Source organism: Bradyrhizobium sp. USDA 241 (assembly GCF_049739505.1).
Lineage (GTDB): Bacteria > Pseudomonadota > Alphaproteobacteria > Rhizobiales > Xanthobacteraceae > Bradyrhizobium > Bradyrhizobium liaoningense.
Genome location: NZ_JBMGPZ010000005.1, coordinates 604446 through 624477, shown reverse-complemented (window position 1 = coordinate 624477; position 20032 = coordinate 604446). Strand labels below are relative to the sequence as shown.

Below are 20032 nucleotides of genomic sequence, written 5' to 3'. Positions count from 1 at the left end.
GCGGCTTCCCTACCAGAAGCCGCGCTGCATCGGCTGCGCCGGCTGATAGTACTGATACTGGCTGCGCCGGCGCGGATTGGCCGGCTGGACGTAGGGATCGCGCTGCTGGAAGAAGAAGCCGAAGCCGTTGCCGCCGTTGTCCCAGCCGTCGTCGCTCGCGATCATGGCAGGCGCGGTCGGCTTGCGCGTGATGAAACCGCCCTGCGGCTCGTTGCTCAGCACCGCGACGAACTCGGTGCGGTAATTGGTTTCGCTGCTCAGGGGCTCATCCGAGACGACGATCGACGAGCGCGGCAACGCGGTCGGCCCGATGCGATCCCACACGTCCTGCGGGATGGTGATGCGGTCGAGCGCATTCCTCGCCTCGTCGCCGTTCTCGATCGTGACCACGTTCCAGCGCAGTCCGGTATCGGTCTTCGCCATCGCCGTGAAGATATGCGTGCCGAGCGGCTGGTCGGGATTGCGGATCGTGACGGGAACCTCGATGCTGGTGTCGAACACCTCGCCGCCGCCGTCGGGCGCCGGCTTGTGCGTGTTCCGCCGCACGTAGAGCTTCTGCGTCGCGCGGCTGATGTAGACCGAGACCGGCTCGCCTGCGAGCTTCGCGTCGGTCGCCGCCTTGACGGCGTCGGCTTTCCGCGCCGCGGCCGCCTTCGCGGCTTCCTTCGTGGCGGCCACCGCATCGCGCTTCGGCTGCGCGGCGGCCCTGGCGGCCTCGAGCTGCGCCGCCGCGTCGGCCGCCTTGGCCGCCGCCTTTTGCTTCAGCTCCTCGGCCTTGGCGCGGGCCTGATCGGTTTTGGCGTTCGCAAGCGTCCTGTCGGCGAAGGCGAGCTCGGCATCTGCGCGGGCCTTCTGCTGTTCCAGCTTGCGCAGCGCGGCGGGAAGCGAGGCAGCTTCCTTCGCGGCAGCGGAAGCAGCCTTCTTGGCCGCATCAGCGGCCCTCGCGGCCTCCTCGGCCTCGGCGGAGAGCTTGTCGGCCAGGCCGGGCGCTGCCGCGATCGCGTCCGGCTTCGGCACGAACAACGAGGGGTGGGAGAAGTCGGCCGGAACTGCGTCGTGCGGCGAGATGATCACGCGCATCCCGATATTCGTCTTGTCGAACAGATTCTCGGCAAAGCCGAACGGCATGCGCACGCAGCCGTGCGAGGCGGCATAGCCGGGCAGTGGTCCGCCATGCAGCGCGATACCGTTCCAGGTGATGCGCAGCATATTCGGCATCCAGGCATCGTCATACATGGTCGAGCGGTGGTCCTTGTCCTTCTCGACGATGGCGAACACGCCGGCCGGCGTCTCGCGGCCCGTGGTGCCGGTCGACACCGGCGCGCGCATGATCCAGCCGTCGGCATCGTAGAAAGTGACCTGCTGGCTCTTGATCGACACGATCGCCATGATCGGCTCGCCGGCCACGCGCGGCGCCACAGCCTCGGCCGCCTGGCGCGGCTGCTTGGCAGCGGTCGCCGGGGTCGCGGTCAATGCGACCATTGCCGCCAAGGCCACAATTCCGGGAGGCCCCCAACGCCGCATCGCCAGGGTGGATTTCGCCGTCGTCAGTCGGTTTCTCATGCCATCCTCGGTCGAAATGCCAGTCCGCCTGTGTCGATCACGCGTCAGATTGGAATCATTGGATTAAGAAATCGCAGCCGCCTTACGTTCCGTCTGTGGCGAGATTCGGCACGTTCCCGCGACAAATCTCTCATATACGACGGTTTGCGCAGGCGGAAGGCGGCCTACGGCCGAGGCTGGCCCGAAGCTGGCCCCGATCGCTGCGGCAGAATGTCCGGGCAAGCCTGTGGGGCAGCCTTGCGGGCCGACGCCGGGCGGCACGCTCGCTAGACGCCCAGCGCCTTGCGGTTCAACGTTCGCAGGAAACGCAGCGACAACGTTCGCACGTTCGCAACATTCAGCAACCAGGCCGCAGCCGCATAAGCGAGGCCGCCGGCGAGACTGACGATGGCGAGCGGCACGAGGCCGGTGCCGCCCGCTTGCGATCGCGCGATCAGGATCGCGGCCGCCATCACGGCTGCGGAGACGGCAACGCCGGCGAGGCGGTTGAACTCGAACGGGACCGGGTGGGCCCGATGCATCAGGACGACGGCAGCAAGGAAGCCGATCGCCTCGGTCGCCAGCGTTGCCAGCGCCGCGCCGTGGAGGCCATAGCCGGGGATCAGCGCGAACATCAGGATCACGCTGACCACGAGCGTGAGGAAGGATTGCGCCGACAGCATGAAGGGCCGCTCGGCGAGCTGGAAGCTGATCTGCACGTAGAACTGGTTGGCGATACCGAAGGAGCGGGCGAGCACCAGGGTCGGCAGCAGCGCCGAGACGCCGGCGCGGAAGTCGATGCCGACGAGCGTGCCGGCCACCTGGTCCGCGGCGAGCGCGAGCCAGACCGCCACGGGCGCAACGACGACCAGCAGGAGCTCGAGGCTTTCGGTCAGCCGCTCGCGTGTCGTCTCGCCGTTGTTCTCCGACAATGACCGGAACACCAGCGGCACGGTCGCCGCGGCAACGCTGGATGCGATCATGACCATGAACTGGCGCGGCAGATCGGCGGCAACGCCGAAGATGCCGGCAGCGTCCTTGCCGAGCAAATAGGCGACAATGAGCCGGTCGGAGGCCGAATAGACGGCGACGGACAATCCAGCCAGTGTCAGCGGCAGGCCGTAGCGCGCCAGCTGCATGAACTGGCTGCGCTGGAAACGCGCGATCCGGGTGCGGTCGCCGACGAGGTTCAGGATGATGCCCGTGAGCGACCCCAGACCAAACGCGGCGAGCAGTCCCAATCCACCCCAGCCGAGCCAGATGCCGAGCAGACCGAAGCCAACGCTGGAGACGCTGCGCACGATCGAGATCGCCGCGAACCGGTAGGGGCGCAATTTGGCGCGCTCGAACTCCTGGCCGACGTCGACCGCGTTGGCCATGATCGCGACGAACATGCTGGCGAGCAGCAACTCGACACTGACGTCGCTGCGGAACAGGAAGACCAGCGGAGTGGTGGCGCAGAGCACCGCGGCCGTGAGAGCGAAGGCGACCATCGCCGTGCCGCGGAAATCGACCTCCGCCGACATCGCCTGATAGCGGGACACCGACAGCTTGATCCAGGCGAAGAAGATCGCGCCGAGAATGCCCGCAAGGCTGATGCCGACGACATAGACGCCGTATTCCGCCGGGCTCAGGAGCCGCGTATAGGCGGTGACAGCGAAGAAGCCCACCGCCGCGGGCAGGATGTAGGCGACCAGATAGATCGAGAAATGGCGGTTCAGCATGCGAGCAAGGGACCGTTGGCGGCCATCAGGATTAACGAGACGTTAAGGCAGTTGGACTTTGGTGTGACAATCGGATTGCGCCGCTGGCATCGGCAAGGATAGCCGCACAAGCCTGCAAATCGGACCGCGAATGGCGCGAGCGAGCGGTTATCGCGCGTTAGCGTTAAATTTGCCCTGTCCTTGAAGCGGCCGGTGCGATCACGGAAAAGAAGCAATGATGGCGAAACGTCGCTCGACTCCTCCGATGCGCTGATGTGACCGATATGGACGTTGCCGAACCAACCCGGCTGAAACCGGCCTCGCTGCCGCGTCGCGGCACCAACGTGCCTGCGGTTCCTTCGGATTTCGGCGCAGGAGGCCGCGACAGGATGGTCCTCAACCTCTTCTTCGAAGAACGGGACGACCGCTGGTTTCCCGGCGACCGCCATCTCCGGCCACTGCTGCGACGTTTGCTGCTGGGCAAGTCCTTCATCAGCGGCCAGCGGCGCGTCCTGCTCAATCTCTGCGCAGGCCTCGATCGGCTCGGCATCCGCTACCGCGTCAACGACTATCGCCACATCCGGAAGCACCCCGAAGAACTGGCCTGCATCATCGGCCGGCCGTTCGTGCTCGACTGGTTCAAGTGGAAGAACCCGCTCCTGCTCGGCGTCGCCATGTATGACCACCCGATCGATGCGCCGGAGAGCCTGAAGGACCTCGACGTGAGGCGCGTGCTGGTGCCGTGCGCCTGGTATGCCGACATGTTCCGTCCGCACTGGCCCCACGTCGGCGCCTGGCCGGTCGGCATCGAGACCGATCTTTGGACACCCGCGCCGGCGGATCAGAAGAGCGTCGACGTGCTGCTCTACGACAAGGTCCGCTGGGACCAAGGACGGTACGAGCGAGAGCTGATCGAGCCGATCCGCAGTCATCTCGAGGCAAGCGGACGTACCGTCGAAGTGATCCGCTACGGGCACTACAAGGAAGACGATTACAAGGCCGCGCTGGCGCGTTGCCGCAGCATGGTCTTCCTCTGCGAGCACGAAAGCCAGGGCATCGCCTGCCAGCAGGCGCTGTCGAGCGGCGTTCCAGTCTTTGCCTGGGACCGCGGCGGGCCGTGGCAGGATCCGAAATACTTCCCGGACAAGGTGAGGTTCGAAGGCGACGTGTCCTCGGTGCCCTATTTCGACGGGCGCTGTGGCATGACCTTCACCGATGCCAGCGGATTCACCGCCGGCTGGGACGACTTCTGGTCGCGCGTCGGCGCGGGGGACTTCGCGCCGCGCGACTATGTGCTGGACCACCTGACGCTCGAGAAAGGCGCGCTTCACTACTACGAGATCGCGGAAGCCGCGATGCAGCGTCACGCGTGACCGGGCTCGACAGACGCGAATTTCTCCTCGGCGGCGCCGCGGCCCTCGCGGCGGGCTCATCTGCGTCCGCAGTGCCGGCATCGAAACGCGCCCAGCGCCGGCCCGGCTATGGCGCTGCGGCGACGCTCTGGGACCTGGAAGCCGATCCCAGGCTTGGCGAGGCCATCAGCACCTATTGCACCCAGGTGGTGCCGGTGCTCGAGCTGAAATGGCCGATGCTGCGGCCGGACGCGCATACGTTCGCCTTCGAACGCGCCGACGCGATCCTTGATTTCGCGCAGGCGAACGACCTGACGATGCGCGGCCACGCACTCGCCTGGTATCACGACATTCCGGACTGGACCAAGCAGATCAAGACCACCAAGGGCGTCGAGCGCGCGTATCGCGATCACATCGGCACCGTGGTCTCCTACTACAAGGACAAGCTGACGTCGTGGGATGTCGTGAACGAGCCGATCCCGGACAATCCCCGCAGTCCGAAGGATCGGCGTGACACGTTCTGGACGCAGCATCTGGGTCAAGGCTGGATTCCGTTGGCGTTCCGCACGGCAGCTGCGGCCGATCCCTTCGTCAAGCTCGCGATCAACGAATACGACATCGAGTCGGCAAAGGACTCGTTCATCGCCAAGCGGGCAGCCTATCGCAACCTCATCATGGACCTGCTCGACCAGGGCGTTCCGCTCCACGCAGTGGGCCTGCAGTCGCATCTGCACGCCGAGCTCGAGATCGACACGCACGGGCTCGCCGAGTTCGTGGCCGAGCTGCGTTCCTGGGGACTCGAGGTGCTGGTCACCGAGCTCGACGTCGACGACCAGAAGCTGGCGGGCAATCCGGCGGAGCGCGACGCCATCGTCGCCAAGCGCGTCGACGATCTGCTCACGGCGATCTCGACCAGCGGCCCGGTGCGCTCGATCCTGACCTGGGGCATCTCGGACCGCTACAGCTGGATCAACGGCACCTTCGCCCGCAAGGACAAGCAGCCAAACCGCCCGCTGCCGCTCGACGGCGAGTTCAAGCCGAAGCCGTTCATGGACGTCATCAGCAAGTTTACGAAGGACGCCTGAGGCGCTGGTCCTCAGCGTGTCTTCGGCGTTTCGAACGCGGGCGCATCTCCGATGTGATCGGGAGCAAGGCTCGGACTGCGACGGTCGCGCGAGGAGAGGCGGAACACGTCGCGGATGTCGTCGATCGAGGTCGACGAATAGGACTGAATGCAGAGCGCGACCTGCTCGGGCGAGGCCGTGCGCATCATGGCCTCGATCGCCGGGCGGTCGAGCGGCGTGTCGTCCCAGTGCGAGACCGCGATGCTGTCTTCCGTGACCCGATGTCTCGCCAGGTGTTCCGGCGAGTTCGCGACGAAGTTCCCGTAAAGCAGATATTCGGAGAACTTCTTCTTCCGGCACAATGCCAGCGCCCAGCTGAGGCCCGTCGCCGACTTGATGGCGTCGGTCATCGCGCGCGCGGAGTCCTTGTCCCAGACCAGCGCATTGCCGACATAGTCGTCCGCCGGGAACGAGCGTTCCTTGATACCCAGAAGCTGATCGATGGTGCGGAGCCACACGCCATGCACCGGGTGGTCCGCGCCGATCGCCTTGCGGGTGACGAAGAGCGGCGTCATTTCGCCGCCGGCATATAGGCCGACGTCGAATTCGCGGAAGAACAGATTGTCCGAATCCAGGATGCAGACGCGCTGCTCGGGCGCATTGAGGACCCCGGCGATCTTCAGGATCTGCTGGATGTGCCAGCCATGCACGGGTGACGACAGCAGCGAGAGCCAGACACGCCGGCTGCTGAGGAACTGGAGGGCCGGCGGCACCGCGAACAGCCATTTCGGCAGGTAGCGCGAGGCCGGAACGATGACCCTCTTGTCGGAGGCGAACCGCGCGAACAGCGGAACGTCCTCATCGTTAATGAGAACATAATGCCGCGTATATCCCGAGAGCCAGGTGTCGATGCTCTCGCTGAGCAGCGAAAAGCGCTCGATATCCTTAGCGTAGCTGGCAGTCAGCAGGGCAACGGAATGCATGGCGCGCGCTCGAATGGCAGTCAGGCCACACTCATAGCGGCAATGGGAGGCGTTGGAAACTTGCGATCGCAATCAAGGTAAAATGAAACGAAGTATTAGCCATCCGCCGGCAGCCCCTGCGCGAGGCTGCGAAAGCGCAGCGGTGCCAGGGCTGATGCTCGCTGCCACCAGTCGGCGACGCGGTCGTCGAGGGCGGTCGTGCCGCGGCCCTGGCCGGGAAAGATCCGGATCTGCTGGATTGCCTCAGCTTCAAACCCCCTGCCCTTGCGCGTGATCCTGAGCGCCGCGCCTTCGCGATCCCGCTGGGTCAGCGGCACCAGGAGGCGGCCGCGCGGACGGAGCGACTGGAGCCAGAGCGGGTGCGGCTGCGGGAAGCCGGCATGCACGATGATCACGTCGGCGGGTTCGCCGACGTCCTTGCATCCGTCGCCGTTGACGACCGTGACGTTGCGATATCCGTGCAGGTGGTTCGCCGCCCGGGCCGCGAGCCGCTCGTCGCATTCGATCGCACGTACGCTGCCCTTCGGACCGACCATCTTCGACAGCACCGCGGAGAAATAGCCAAGTCCGCAGCCGATCTGCACGACGCGGTCCCTCTCCCTGACGTCGAGAATGTCGATGAGATGCGCCCACAGGCTCGGCAAGCCGGTGTCGAGCTTGCGGCGGGCGTCGATCGCGACCAGCACATTATCGTAGAGATGAACGGGATCCGCGTCGGGCGTCAGCCGGTAGCTGCGCGCCGCCTCGCTCTTGATGCGCCAGGGCCCCTTCGACAGAAAATCCTCGCGCGGAACGGTGGCGAGCGCCTCGAGCAGGCGGGGCGAGGAAATCCGCTCGCGCCTGGCAATCCGCTCCACGTAGCGCGCACGCGCGGCGGCAAGATCGCGCATGTCACAGATCGGCCTGTTCGCGCGCGGGCGTGTCGGTCCCGAGCTCGGTCACGAGCTGCATCGCCTGCTTCAGGTCCGGCGTGTTGAAACCTTCGCTGAACTTGCCCACGACCGGCGCGAGCAGGAGACTTGCGTCCTCGCGCCTGCCGGCTTCGAGCGACAGGCGCGCGAGGCTGACGGCGGTGCGAAGCTCCCAGGACAGCGCACCCTGCTTGCGCGCGGTCGCCAGCGACTGGGCGAACAGCTCCTCGGCCTCCTGCACCGAGGCGGGATCGCCATCCGACAGGATGATCTCGCCTTGTAGGCGATAGACCTCGGCGAGGTAGGAATGATCACCGGTCCGCCGCGCGGTTGCGAGCGCGCCGTCCAGCGCGCGCAAGGCGGCATCCCGCATCCCGACCTTGGCGTAGGCTTCCGCGAGCAGGCAGCGGAACCAGCAGCCGGCGAGCCAGGAATCCATCGCCTCGTACTCGTCGAGGCCGAAGCGCATCTGGCTGAGGCCTTCGTCGGTCTCGCCGAGCTGCGTCAGCGCCCAGCCGCGCAGGATCGTCGCCTGCTGCTTCCAGTGCAGGAAATTGTGCTCGCTGGCGATGATCATGGCGCGGTTGGCGTGGTCGCGGGTACCCTCGACATCGCGCAGATGCTGGCAGAGATAGGCGCCGAACACGAGCGCAAAGGCGAGCGTGAAGGGATGGCGGATCTTCTCGGCATTGGCGATCGCCTGCTCGCTGTGCTGGCGCGCCGCGTCGGGCCGGCCGAGAAACCAGAGGAGATAGCCGAGATAGGACAGCGAGACGACGCCGGGATCGGTGCCGTGCCGCTCCATCAGGTCGGAGTGCAAATCGGGGCTGTAGAGATTGATGCAGCGGTGCAAATGATGCTGCGAGGCGGCAAAGCGGCCGCGATAGAGCATGGTCATCGCGATCGAACGGTGCGCCTCGATCAGATACCCGGTCTGCTGCGCCGGCTGCGAACGCTCGCTCAGCCGCTGCCGCTTGGCGAATCTCAACAGCTCGACGCTGAGATCGTGCGCGCGGGTGAGATCGGCGCGGATGAAATGGCACACCCAGAGTCCGCGAGTGGCCGCGAAGACCTTTTCGTCGTCATCAAGCTGATGGCCAAGCTCCAGCGCGCGGATGTAGTTTTCCTCGACTTCCTGCACCGCATAGCCCTTGGCGGCAATCAGCGAATTGCCCAGTGCGATGCGCAGCTCGAGCTCCATCTCGTCGGCCCCCGGTATGCCCGCGCTGGCGTGCACGACGCTGAGGCCGCGGCGCAGATGGCCGATCGCCTCCAGATTGGCGCCGCTCCTCGCCGCCTGCTTGCCGGCCTTGAGCCAAAAGCTGGCGGCGCCCTCGCTCTGGCCGGATTCGGTCAGGTGATGGGCGAGCAACTCCGGCTCGCGCTCGGACTTCTCCGGATACATTTCGGAAAGCACCTGGACGATCCGAGAATGCAGCTTGCGCCGCTCGCTGTGCAACAGGCTCGCATGCGCGGCGTTTTGGATCATCACGTGCTTGAAGGAGTAGAGCGCGTCCGGTGGATGGCCGCGGCGCATGATCAGCCCCGCCTCCTCCAGATGATTGAGTGCCGCCACGATCTGCTCGGCCGGCGTGTTGGCGACGGCGTGCAGCGTCTCGTACGAGAACTCGCGACCTATCGTGGCGCCGATCTGCGCGATCCGCTTGAACGGTCCCATCCGGTCGAGCCGCGCCATCAGCGAGTCGGTCAGGGTTGCCGGGATTGCGAGCTGCCGCCACGGCCCGGACAGCACATAGCGCCCGTGCCGCTCGGTCAGAAGGTCGGATTCGAGAACCGTCTTGGTCAGCTCTTCCAAGAACAGCGGCACGCCGTCGGTCTTGACGATGATCTCCTCGACGACCTCCTTGGGCAGTTCGCGTCCCGCCACGCGCTCGACCAGCGTCGTGCGCAATTGCCGGCTCAGGCGGTTCAGGACCACGGTGGTGATGTGCGAATGCGCGTTCCAGCTCGGCTGGAATTCGGTGCGGGCGGTGATGATGACCAGGATCGGCCGGTTCTGCAGCCGGTCGACCAGAAGGTCGATCACCTCGCGGGACGTCGGGTCGATCCAGTGCAGGTCCTCGAACGCGATCACCAGCGGCATCTCGCGCGCAAGGCCGAGGAAATGGTTGACCAGCGCCACGACGGTCGCATCCTTCTGCTGCCGCGGCGACAGTTCGAGCGGCGGATAGCGGTCTCCGGTCGGTATCGACAGCAGCGCGGCAAACAGCGGCGTGACCTGCTCGATGTCGCCATGAGCGGCGGCGATCGCGGTCTCGAGGCTCGCCAGCGACAGCGCGGACGACTCCTCGCGATCGAGGCCGAGGGAGAATTTGAGCTGGTCGACGAACGGATGGAAAGCCGTGGAGGTGTAGTAAGGCGAGCATTGCAGCGAGACTTGTCCATGGCGGTCGCCCGATATCCGCTCGAAGATTTCCTGGATGATGCGCGACTTGCCGATGCCGGGCTCGCCGAACTTGACCACGACCTGGCCGTCGCCGTCCTTGGCCTGCTGCCAGCGCCCCATCAACAGCGCGATCTCCTCCTCGCGGTTGACGAGCGGCGTCAACCGCGAGCCCCTGGCGGCGGCGAAACGGGTCTCCACCCGCGAGGCGCGCACCACGTGCCAGGCCTGTGCCTTCTCGGAGATCCCCTTCAGGACATGGACGCCGAGATTGCGGTAGTCGAACTTCCCCTTCAGCAGCGACTGCGTCGAAGCCGAGATCACCACGCCATTGGGCGGCGCCAGGGCCTGCAGGCGCGCAGCGAGATTGACGGTTTCGCCGACCGCGGAGTCGCGTTCTTCGGTGCCCTGCCCGACGAGGTCGCCGACCACGACGAGGCCGGTCGCGATCCCGATACGGACGGCGGGTGAATGGCTGAGCGCACCGCGCTGCTCGACCGCGTGCGCCGTCGACAGCACCCGCACGATCTCGAGCCCGGCGCGCACCGCGCGCTCGGCATCGTCCTCATGTGCGGTCGGATAGCCGAAATAGACCAGGATACCGTCGCCGACGAAACGGGCGGCAAAGCCCTCGTAATGCTTCACCACGCGAACGCAGGTTTCGCGGAAGCCCGCAATCATGTCGCGGACGTCTTCGGGATCGAACTGCGCGGACAGCGAGGTGGAATCCACCATGTCGCAGAACATCGTGGTGAGCTGGCGCCGTTCGGCTCCGACCTCCGCCCGTGCTTGCGGACGCACCGCCTCGGTTGGCGCCTCCGCCGTTTCCGCTTGAAACAGCGCCGCCATCGCCCGCTGGAGCCGCTTGCGATCGCCGAGCGGCAATCCGAGCCCGACCAGATCGGATTCGGTCAGGTCCCCGATCACGTCGAGATCGAGACGGTGCTGCGCGAAGAGATCGGTGTAGTGACCGAGGCCGATACCTTCGAGCCAGCGCTTCAGCTCGCCTTCCGTCCCCGTGCCCGGCTCATTCTCCAGCATGGTGATTCTGCCCGACCATCACTCCGTCGAAGGGCTCTGGGGCCCCTCAACCACAGATTTTGGGGCTCAAACTTCACCTCGGACTGGACGCGTTCCCCAACTTCTTGGAAGAATAGCTCAATCGGATCAAAAGGGAATGGCGTTGTCGGACATTGCATCCGGAGCAGACGAAGGATCAGCCGGTGCCACGGCCGAAACGAAGATATTCGCGCATATCAGCGGCCTTCTCGAACTCTACGCGCGCAGGACACCGGCGGCGCCCGCACTCCTCGCCCCTGGCCGGCCGGTTCTCACCTACCGCGCCTTGGGCGACCGGACGCAGGATCTGATCGGCACGCTGCGCGGGCTCGGCATCGCGCCTGCGGACCGCATTGCAGTTGCACTGCCGCGCGGCGCCGACAGCGCGTTGGCATTGATCGCGGTCGCGTCGGCCGCCGTATGCATCCCCGTCAGTCCGGATCTGACGGCGGACGAGCTGCAACGCTATTTCAGCGAATTGAAGCTGGCGGCGCTCGTGACCCGGGCCGACATGAACTCGGCGAGCCGCGACGTCGCCAGGGCGCTCGATATCGCGGTGATCGATTTCGTGCCGGGGCCGGAAGACGATCTCGGCGGTTGCGCGTTCATCGGCCCCTCGGTCGGACCGGCGAGCACGAGCGGCCCCTCGCGCGGGGACGACGATGCGTTCATCCTGTTGACGTCAGGCACGGCGGCGCGGCCGAAGATGGTGCCGCTGACGCATCGCAATGTCTGCCTGTCCGCGTACAATGCCGGCCATGTGCTGTCGCTCACATCGCGCGATCGCCTGCTCAACGTCCTCCCGCTGTTTCATGCCCATGGCTTGATCTCCGGCCTTCTCACGGCGCTGGCCGCGGGCTCCAGCGTGATCTGCACCGACGGCTTCGACGCATCATCCTTCTTCGGCTGGATGCGGGAGCTGCAACCGACCTGGTACACGGCGGTGCCGACCATTCATCGCGCATTGCTGACGGCGGCGGAAGCGAACCCGGACCGTGCCCGGTCGTCGTCGCTGCGCGTGATCCGCTCGGCATCGGCCTCGCTCGCGCCTGCGATTCTTCGAGGGCTGGAGGCGACGTTCGGCGTTCCCGTACTGGAGACCTACGGGATGACGGAAGCGGCCTCGCAGATCGCGGCCAATCCGTTCGAGCTGCGCAAGGTCGGATCGGTCGGCCGCGCCGCCGGCCCCGAGATCGCGATCATGGACGAGACGGGCCGCACGCTTGCGAGCGGCGCGCGCGGCGAGATCATGCTGCGCGGTCCCAACATGAGCCGGGGCTACTATGATGACGAGGCGGCGACGCAGGCTGCGTTCCGCAATGGCTGGTTCCGGACCGGCGACCTCGGCTATCTCGATGCCGACGGCTATCTTTTCATCGTCGGCCGCATCAAGGACGTCATCAACCGCGGTGGGCAGAAGATCTCGCCGCTCGAGGTGGAAGAAGTCCTGCTCAGCCACCCGGCGGTGCTGGAGGCCGGTGTGTTTGCCGTGCCGCACCCGAAGCTGGGCGAGAACGTCGCCGCCGTCGTGGTGCTGCGGCCGAATTCCGAGGCCACTTCCGACCAGCTGCGCCAGTTCGCACGCAAGCGGCTCGCAGCCTACAAGGTACCGAGCCTGATCCGCAGCGTCGCGGCACTGCCGAAGGGCGCCAGCGGCAAGGTCAAACGCGGTGCGCTGGCCGGGCTGATTGCAGCAGTGGACGGCAGCGACGAGACCCGGCTGCCGCGCAATGCGATGGAGACCCAGCTCGCCGAAATCTGGGCTGGTCTGTTGGAGCTGCCGCAGGTCGGCGCCGACCAGGACGTCTTCGCGCTCGGCGCGGACTCGCTCGCGGTGACGCAGATGCGCTCGCGCCTGCGCGAACACTTCAATGTCGAGTTCTCGTTCGAGGACATCTTCGATTGCACCACGGTCGCGGCACTTGCGGCGCGGATCGAAACCGCTGCAAGCCGGCGCGAGGCTGCGCTGCCGGCCTGGCACCACGCTGCGAACGCAGACGCACCGCTGTCGTTCCAGCAGCAGCGCATGTACGTCCTCTCGCGGCTCGACCCGACCCGCTACAATTACAATGTCGTCGAAGTTGCGCTCCTCGACGGTCCGGTCGACGTCGCCGCGCTTTCTGCGAGCCTCACTGCGATCTGCACACACCATGAGGCGCTGCGCACAATCTTCATCGAACGTCGGGGCGAGCCGGTGCAGCTTGTGTTGTCATCGCCGCCGCAACTCGAGCGCATCAAGCTCAAGCCCTGCCCTGCGGGCAAGCGCCTCGCGGTTGTCCGGCGCGAGGCGCTCAAGCTCGCGCAACATCCGTTCGACCTGGCTCACGAGCCGCCGCTGAAGGTCACGTTGCTGTCGTTCGACGGGAACAGCCATGCGCTGTTGGTCAACGTCCATCATCTCGTCACCGACGGCTGGTCGCAGCGGCTGTTCTGGGAGGAGCTCGCCGTCCACTACGCCGCGGCGCGCAAGACGCACCCGGCCGCGCTGCCCCCGCCTGCGTTCCAGTATCGCGACTTCGCGCTCTGGCAGCAGAGCTGGGCGCAGACGCCGGCGGCGAAGGAGCAGCTCGATTATTGGAGGGCCCAGCTCAACGGCGTCACCACGCTGCCGCTGCGAACCGACAGGCCCAGGCCGGAGGCCTGGAGCGGTCACGGCGCGCGCCACTATCTCGAGTTTTCCAAAACGCTGTCGGGCGAGTTGCGCGCGCTGAGCCAGAGCCAGGGCGTCACACCGTTCATGACGCTGCTGGCGGCCTTCCAGTGCCTGTTGTTCCGCCACACCTCGCATGAGGATGTCGCGACGGGATCGCTGATCGCCAACCGCAACCAGATCGAGAGCGAGCGCCTGATCGGGCTGTTCGCCAACACCCTCATCCTGCGCAACGATTTCAGCGGCGATCCGAGCTTCGGCGAGATGTTGCGGCGGGTGCGGCAGGTCACGTTGGATGCCTACCGCAACCAGGACCTCCCGATCGAGGAGGTGTTGCGCACGCTCCAGATCGCGCGGCGCAGCGACGGCAACCCGCTGTTCCGGATCATGTTCATCCTCCAGAACGCCTCGATCGAGGCGGCACGCTTTCCCGGCCTGTCGGCACGGCGACTGGAAATCGATCCGAAAGTGGCGCGCTTCGACATCACGCTCGAACTGGTCGAGGCCGATGGCCGCTTCAGCGGGTTCTTCGAATACGCCACCGATCTGTTCGAGGCCGCGACGATCGCAGGCATGGCCGCCCAGCTCAGGACGCTGCTCAAGGCCGTCATCGCCAATCCGGAACAGCGCATCTCGCGCCTGCCGCTCCTGACCGAGGCCGAACGCCGACTGTTGCTGGCGAAGGGCCGGGGCGTGCCGGCCAATTTCACGACGCGCGGCAATTTGAGCGATCGCTTCGAGCGCCAGGCGAGGAAGACGCCAAACGCTGTTGCGGTGTCGGACGGCCGCACGTCCCTGAGCTATCGCGAGCTGGTGCACCGCAGCCTGGCGGCCGCGCGCTGGCTGGCCCGTGAGGGCGTCGGCGCCGAGAGCGTCGTCGCCTTGCTCGCGGAGCGCGGGCCCGACCTGCTCGCCGCGATGATCGCGGTGCAGCGCGTCGGCGCGGCCTACCTCAATCTCGATCCCGACCAGCCGACGGCCCAGCTCACGACCATCCTCGGATCGAGCTGTGCCCGCGTGTTGCTGACCGGACGGGCTCAGTCCGCCATGGTCGAGACACTGCTCGAGCCGCTGGTTGAACGCATGCAGGTGGCCGCGCTCGAAGACGCGATCGCGTCAGGGGTGACCAAGCCCACACGCGCCGCACCGCGGGCCGCCTCCAGCCTCGCCTATCTCGTCTATACGTCCGGCTCCTCCGGCGCGCCGAAGGGCGTCATGATCGAGCAGCGCGGCCTGTCGAACCACCTCGCTTCGCTCATCTCCGAGCTCGACCTCTCCGCCAGGGACGTGATCGCGCAGACCGCGCCGCAGAGCTTCGTCATCTCGGTCTGGCAGTTCCTCGCCGGGCCGATGGTCGGCGCGCGCGTGCATGTCTGCGCCAACGCGATCGTGCGGGACCCGATCCTGCTGGCGCGGGAGATCGAGCGTGAGGGCATCACGGTGCTCGAGATCGTGCCTTCGCTGCTGCGCGTCATTCTTGATCGCATTGACGAAGTGCCGGTGCTGCGCGCCTTCTCCAGGTTGCGTCTCCTGATCTCGACCGGAGAGCCATTGCCCGTCGACCTTTGCCACGCCTGGTTCGCCCACTGCCCGAAAGTGCCGCTGATCAATGCCTATGGCGCGTCGGAATGCTCCGACGACGTCTCCCTGCATCGCCTGACCAAGGCCCCGGCGGTCGCGACCGGCAACGTTCCGGTCGGCGCGCCGCTGCCGAACACCCAGCTCTACGTGCTCGACGCAAACCTCCAGCCGCAACCGATCGGCGTGACCGGCGAGCTCTGCATCGGCGGTGCCGGCGTCGGCCGCGGCTATGTCAACGATCCCGCGCAAAGCCGGCAGCGCTTCATCCCCGATCCGTTCTCGCGCCAGCAAGGCAGCCGGCTCTACCGGACTGGCGATCTTGCCCGGCGCCGCGCCGACGGGACGATCGAATGCCTCGGCCGTGCCGACCACCAGGTCAAGATCCGTGGCCATCGTATCGAGCTCAAGGAGATCGAGAACGCGCTTGCCGATCATCTAGGCGTGCGCGCCGGCATCGTCGAGCCGCGCCGCGAGGTGAGCGGCGATATCAGGCTGATCGCCCATATCGTCGCAAAGCCCGGCAGCCGGAGCAGCGCCAGCGAGCTGCGCGAATTCCTGAAAGCCAGGCTGTCGGCCCACGCCATCCCGTCCGCCTTCCTGTTCCTGGATCAGGTGCCGCTCAACGCCCATGGCAAGATCGACCGCTCCGCGCTGCTGGCGCCCACCCAGCAGGAAACGTCCGGGCCGGACGCGGCCGTGCCGGCGCGGCGCTTCACCGAAAAGGTGCTCTCCGACATCTGGATCGACCTGCTGAAGCTCGAGAGCATCGGTGTGACCGACAATTTCTTCGACCTCGGCGGCCATTCGCTGCTGGCCGGCCAGGCGATGGCGCGCGTTGCCCGCGCGCTTGGCGTGTCGCTGCCGATCAAGACCATCTTCGAGGCACCGACGATCGAGGAGCTCGCTCGGCGGGTCGACGAGGCCGTGGCGGCGAAGCCGCACAAGCCTGTCGCAAGCATGCCGCGATTGGCTGCGAGCGGGCCTCCTGCGCTTTCCATCGCGCAGGACCAGATGCTGCGGATCGAGCGGAATCTGCCGGAGCTGCCGTTGTTCAACCTGCCCTTCGCCTTCCGTCTAGAGGGCCCGCTCGATCCGGCCGCCCTGGCAAAGGCGATCGACGACGTCGTGCGCCGGCACGAATCGCTGCGGACCGCGTTCAGCTGGAACGGCGAGGAGCCCGAAAGCCGCATCGTCGCGCCTCGCGCCCTTGGACCCGTCATGACCGTCGAGACGATCGGCGACGGACAGCCCCACAACAACAAGCGGCGCAGGGCGCTCGAACTCAGGAAGATCAATCTCCTGATCGAGCAGGAGACCTATACCCCGATCGACACCACGCGCGCACCGCTGCTGCGCGCCCGATTATTGCGGCTCCACGACGACGACTACGTGCTCTTGCTGACGCTGCATCATGCCGTTGTCGACGGCTGGTCGATCGGCGTGCTGTTCGAGGAATTGTCGAGCAGGTATGCGGCGCTGGCCGGATATCCGTCGGTGCCGTTGCCGAAGCCGCCACCGGCTTATTCGGCTGTCGCACGCTGGCAGCGCTGGTGGTGCGATACCGACGCCGCCCGGCGCCAGGCCGCCGACTGGACGGAGAATTTGCGCGGAGCGGGCCCCGTCTTCGACGGAGAAGCGCGCCCGGGCGCCTCCACCGGGCACCATCCGGTCAGCCTCGAGCGTGAACTGGTCGGCCGGCTCACGGCGTTCGCCGGCCGGCACAATTGCACACTGTTCATGTGCCTGCTCACCGGCCTGAAGGGCATGCTGCTGGCGCGGACGGGCCGCACCGACATCGCGGTCGCGACCGCCATGGCCAATCGTGCCCAGCCGGACACCGACCGCATCATCGGCCCGTTCGAGAACACGGTGATCGTCCGTACGACGATCACGCCGGAGCTGTCGTTCGCGCAGGCCCTGGTGCGGGTGCGCCAGAGCGTGCTCGACGCGCATGGGCGGCAGGAGCTGCCGTTCAGCATCCTGGCCGACCATCTGGAGCAGGAGGGGATCGATCCGGCCTCGCTGCTGCAGGTCTATTTCACGCTGCAGAATCCGCTGCGCCAGCCGCTCGATCTGCCGGACCTCGCGACAGGATCGATCGGCAACATCGCGCGCGAAGGACAGCCGGTGCTGCCGATCGACCAGACCCGGCTGTCGCTGATGCTCAAGGAGCGGCCGACCGGCATCACCGGCTCATGCAACTACAAGCGCGAGTTGCTCGAGGGCCGAATGGTCGGCGAGTGGATGGAGGATCTCGTCGCGCTGCTGACGGCGGCCGTCGCGCAGCCCAACACACCGCTCAGCCGGTTACTTGCACGCAGGGCAGCCTGAGCGGGTTACGTCGCGGACGAGTACGGATTTACGTGCGAAGGCTGTGAATGATCAAGTTGCGTCTTGATTATTTGGCGTCGCCGCGCAAGATTATTCCCGCGCTTCGATTTGGACGATTGTTTTCAACCGGGGGAGTATTATGGGTTTCATCAAATTTACCAAGGGCACCTCGTTGAGCGACAAGGACCGCAAGGCCCTCCAGAAGCTGCTGACCAACGAGAAAAAGAAGCTGCAATCCGCGCTGAAGGACGTCGACGCCAGCCTTTCGATGCTGGGCGGATCGAAGAAGACCAAGAAGAAAAAGAAGTAAAACTCGCCGGCCGGGACGCCGCAGCAATCTCCAGACTTCAACGTTCGAGCTTCAGTTTCGGACTTTGGATTTCAGTCTTTGACTTTCGGTCTCTAGTTTTCGGCCTTTAGTTTTCGGTCGTGGGCCGCTCGCTGGTCGAGTTGGGGTCTCGCACAAGCTTGCGCCTGTAAACCGGCCTGCAAATCGACAAGAATTCGCCTGGGTGGACCGTTAGGAACGGTCCTCTTGGTGATTCTTGCGCAGTTGAATCTTCCGTCAGGACCGGGGATTTGGCCTCGCCTGACGTCATGGGCCCAAGTGATGGCGGACGACAGAATTGAACTCTTTGTCGGGCTGATCGAGGCCATTGACAGGCCGGGCGCGATCGAGGCGTGCCGGCGCCTGCTCTCGGTCGACGAACGAGCCCGGGCCGATCGATTCATGTTCGAGCGGCACCAGCGGCAATACATCTTCGCACACGCCATGTTGCGCCTCGCACTATCGCAGGTCGCGCGCAACGTCGCGCCCCCCGACTGGTCCTTTACCGCGGGCCGCTATGGGCGGCCGTTTGTCGCAGCGCCGGTCAGCTCGACCCCGCTGCATTTCAGCCTGTCGCATGCCGACGGATGCGTTGCCTGCGTGGTGTCGCGGCATGAGGCCGTCGGCGTCGACGTCGAAGCCGTGTCACGGCGCGTCGCCCCGCTGTCCACCGCGCTCCGCTTCTTTGCGCCGGAGGAAGTCGAAACGCTGCGCGGGCTGCCTGAGCCCGCGGCCATCGAGCGCTTCTTCGACTATTGGACGCTCAAGGAGGCCTATCTGAAGGCGAGAGGCTTCGGACTCAATTTGCCGCTCGACGCCTTCGCGATGCAAGTGTCGAGCGAGGCCATCGAGATCAGCTTCAAGCCCGACATCGCCGACGATCCGGACGGCTGGCGCTTCTCGCTGTGCTCGCCATCGCCCTCGCATCGCCTCGCGATCGCCGACGGCTCCCGTGCGGACGGCGGCCTTCCCATCAGCCGCCATGCCTGGCCGCTCCAGCAAGCGGCTGAATGATGCCGCCGCGGCTGCGCGTCTTTCCGGCGATTTCACGCAACCGCGATCCCAAGGCCTATGTAGGCGAGCTGATGCGGGTGGCCGGGTTCGCCGACCGCAACGGCTTCGAAGGCATCCTGCTGTTCGAAGGCAATGACGTGTTCGTCGAGCCCTGGGCGATGGCCCAGCACATCATGGCAGAGACGACGCGAAGCTCGCCCCTGATCGCCGTCAATCCGCTCTACATGCACCCGTTCACGGCCGCGAAATTCGTTTCGTCCTTCGCTCAGATCTACGGCCGCAAGGTCTATCTCAACATGATCACGGGGACGGCGATCAGCGACTTGCAGGGACTGGGCGACGACCAGTCCCATGCCGATCGTTACGTTCGGCTCGGCGAATACGTCGCGCTGATGCGCCAGTTGCTGGCAAGCCCGCGACCCGTCAATTTCGCGGGCCGGTTCTACCGCGCCAGCAATCTGCAACTTCGTCCGCGCCTGCCCGCGGAGCTGATGCCGGAGTTCCTGATCGCCGGCCAATCCGAGGCGGCCCAGCGCGTCGCGGAGGAGACGCGGCTGCATCAAGATGCAGATGCTGCCGCCCGACCTCGACCGAGGGCTCGACGCAGCAGGCATGAACTTTGGAATTTTCGCGCGCGCGGACCGCGACGAGGCCCGGCAGGCCGCAACGGCGCGCTTCCGCGACAATCAAGATGATCGCGAGCTGCTCGCGCTCACGGTGGAGAACAGCGACTCCGTGTGGAAGCGCCGGCTCTATGAGGGGCAAAGCGGCGAGCTTCAGGACAACGGCTACTGGCTGCTGCCGTTCCTGACCTTCCAGGCCGACTGCCCGTATCTCGTCGGCAGCTACGAAGAGATCGGCGCGAAGCTGAAGCAGTTTTCGGCGAAAGGCCTGACCACGATCATGCTGGACATGGTCGCCGACGAGTCCGAGATGCAGCACGTCCGCAAGGCGCTCGCGGCGAGCGGGATGTTCTGAGCTCTCGCTCCACCTCCCGAATCCTGCGCATCGTCATGGCCGGGCTCGTCCCGGCCATCCACGCATCGCCGCATTGACCAGAGAACGTGAATGCCCGGGACAAGCCCGGGCATGACGACCTCCATTGAGGAC

At 66.0% G+C, this 20032-nt stretch carries 10 protein-coding genes and 1 pseudogene; 6 read left to right on the top strand and 5 right to left on the bottom strand.

Translation table 11 applies throughout. The features are described from left to right. Nucleotides 1-9 precede the first annotated feature (9 nt). Together ABIF91_RS24760 and ABIF91_RS24755 are read right to left on the bottom strand one after the other, a co-directional pair. Entirely contained in the window at nt 10-1563 is a 1554-nt protein-coding gene (locus ABIF91_RS24760) for a L,D-transpeptidase (RefSeq protein ID WP_284278932.1), read from the bottom strand. A 266-nt stretch (nt 1564-1829) separates the two neighbouring features. Further along, nucleotides 1830-3266, bottom strand: a complete 1437-nt coding sequence (locus ABIF91_RS24755) for a lipopolysaccharide biosynthesis protein (RefSeq protein ID WP_028179239.1) — start codon at nt 3264-3266, stop codon at nt 1830-1832. Between the two features lie 263 nt (nt 3267-3529). On the opposite strand from ABIF91_RS24755, the gene ABIF91_RS24750 reads away from it, so the two are divergent. Together ABIF91_RS24750 and ABIF91_RS24745 are read left to right on the top strand one after the other, a co-directional pair. Next, nucleotides 3530-4618 (top strand): glycosyltransferase, encoded by a 1089-nt coding sequence (locus ABIF91_RS24750; RefSeq protein WP_028179238.1) that lies wholly within the window; start codon nt 3530-3532, stop codon nt 4616-4618. After that, nucleotides 4615-5682: an endo-1,4-beta-xylanase gene (locus ABIF91_RS24745; RefSeq protein ID WP_028179237.1), complete on the top strand. Its 1068-nt coding sequence runs from the start codon at nt 4615-4617 to the stop codon at nt 5680-5682. The genes ABIF91_RS24750 and ABIF91_RS24745 overlap by 4 nt, the downstream gene beginning before the upstream one ends. An 11-nt stretch (nt 5683-5693) precedes the next feature. Here ABIF91_RS24745 and ABIF91_RS24740 read toward each other — a convergent pair whose 3' ends face one another. The 3 genes from ABIF91_RS24740 to ABIF91_RS24730 all read right to left on the bottom strand — a co-directional run bounded on the left by ABIF91_RS24740 (nt 5694) and on the right by ABIF91_RS24730 (nt 11000). Next, complete coding sequence (locus ABIF91_RS24740; protein WP_028179236.1) at nt 5694-6644, bottom strand: DUF6492 family protein; 951 nt, start codon at nt 6642-6644, stop codon at nt 5694-5696. A 95-nt stretch (nt 6645-6739) separates the two neighbouring features. Next, on the bottom strand, nt 6740-7534 hold the full coding sequence (locus ABIF91_RS24735) for a protein-L-isoaspartate O-methyltransferase family protein (RefSeq protein ID WP_028179235.1): 795 nt from the start codon (nt 7532-7534) through the stop codon (nt 6740-6742). 1 nt (nt 7535) lies between these two features. Then, a complete protein-coding gene (locus tag ABIF91_RS24730; RefSeq protein ID WP_028179234.1) occupies nt 7536-11000 on the bottom strand; it encodes an ATP-binding protein in 3465 nt (1154 codons plus the stop codon). A gap of 136 nt (nt 11001-11136) precedes the next feature. Between ABIF91_RS24730 and ABIF91_RS24725 the strand changes: the two genes are divergently transcribed. From ABIF91_RS24725 to ABIF91_RS24710, 4 genes and pseudogenes are all read left to right on the top strand, one after another. Further along, nucleotides 11137-17580: an amino acid adenylation domain-containing protein gene (locus ABIF91_RS24725; protein WP_424579457.1), complete on the top strand. Its 6444-nt coding sequence runs from the start codon at nt 11137-11139 to the stop codon at nt 17578-17580. A 139-nt stretch (nt 17581-17719) separates the two neighbouring features. Further along, the gene (locus ABIF91_RS24720) at nt 17720-17890 is read left to right on the top strand and encodes a hypothetical protein (RefSeq protein WP_162832039.1); all 171 of its coding nucleotides are present in this window, start codon (nt 17720-17722) and stop codon (nt 17888-17890) included. Nucleotides 17891-18190: 300 nt separating this feature from the next. Further along, nucleotides 18191-18922: a 4'-phosphopantetheinyl transferase family protein gene (locus ABIF91_RS24715; protein WP_028179232.1), complete on the top strand. Its 732-nt coding sequence runs from the start codon at nt 18191-18193 to the stop codon at nt 18920-18922. Beyond that, a pseudogene (locus tag ABIF91_RS24710) lies at nt 18919-19900 on the top strand (LLM class flavin-dependent oxidoreductase). Before ABIF91_RS24715 ends, ABIF91_RS24710 begins: the two are co-directional and overlap by 4 nt. Nucleotides 19901-20032: the final 132 nt, after the last annotated feature.

Bases quoted from the DNA above. Each gene is read 5' to 3' on its own strand.
- ABIF91_RS24730 (WP_028179234.1), bottom strand. From the start codon at position 11,000: ATGCTGGAGAATGAGCCGGGCACGGGGACGGAAGGCGAGCTGAAGCGC.
- ABIF91_RS24725 (WP_424579457.1), top strand. From the start codon at position 11,137: ATGGCGTTGTCGGACATTGCATCCGGAGCAGACGAAGGATCAGCCGGT.
- ABIF91_RS24735 (WP_028179235.1), bottom strand. From the start codon at position 7,534: ATGCGCGATCTTGCCGCCGCGCGTGCGCGCTACGTGGAGCGGATTGCC.
- ABIF91_RS24755 (WP_028179239.1), bottom strand. From the start codon at position 3,266: ATGCTGAACCGCCATTTCTCGATCTATCTGGTCGCCTACATCCTGCCC.
- ABIF91_RS24750 (WP_028179238.1), top strand. From the start codon at position 3,530: ATGGACGTTGCCGAACCAACCCGGCTGAAACCGGCCTCGCTGCCGCGT.
- ABIF91_RS24720 (WP_162832039.1), top strand. From the start codon at position 17,720: ATGGGTTTCATCAAATTTACCAAGGGCACCTCGTTGAGCGACAAGGAC.
- ABIF91_RS24740 (WP_028179236.1), bottom strand. From the start codon at position 6,644: ATGCATTCCGTTGCCCTGCTGACTGCCAGCTACGCTAAGGATATCGAG.
- ABIF91_RS24715 (WP_028179232.1), top strand. From the start codon at position 18,191: ATGGCGGACGACAGAATTGAACTCTTTGTCGGGCTGATCGAGGCCATT.
- ABIF91_RS24760 (WP_284278932.1), bottom strand. From the start codon at position 1,563: ATGAGAAACCGACTGACGACGGCGAAATCCACCCTGGCGATGCGGCGT.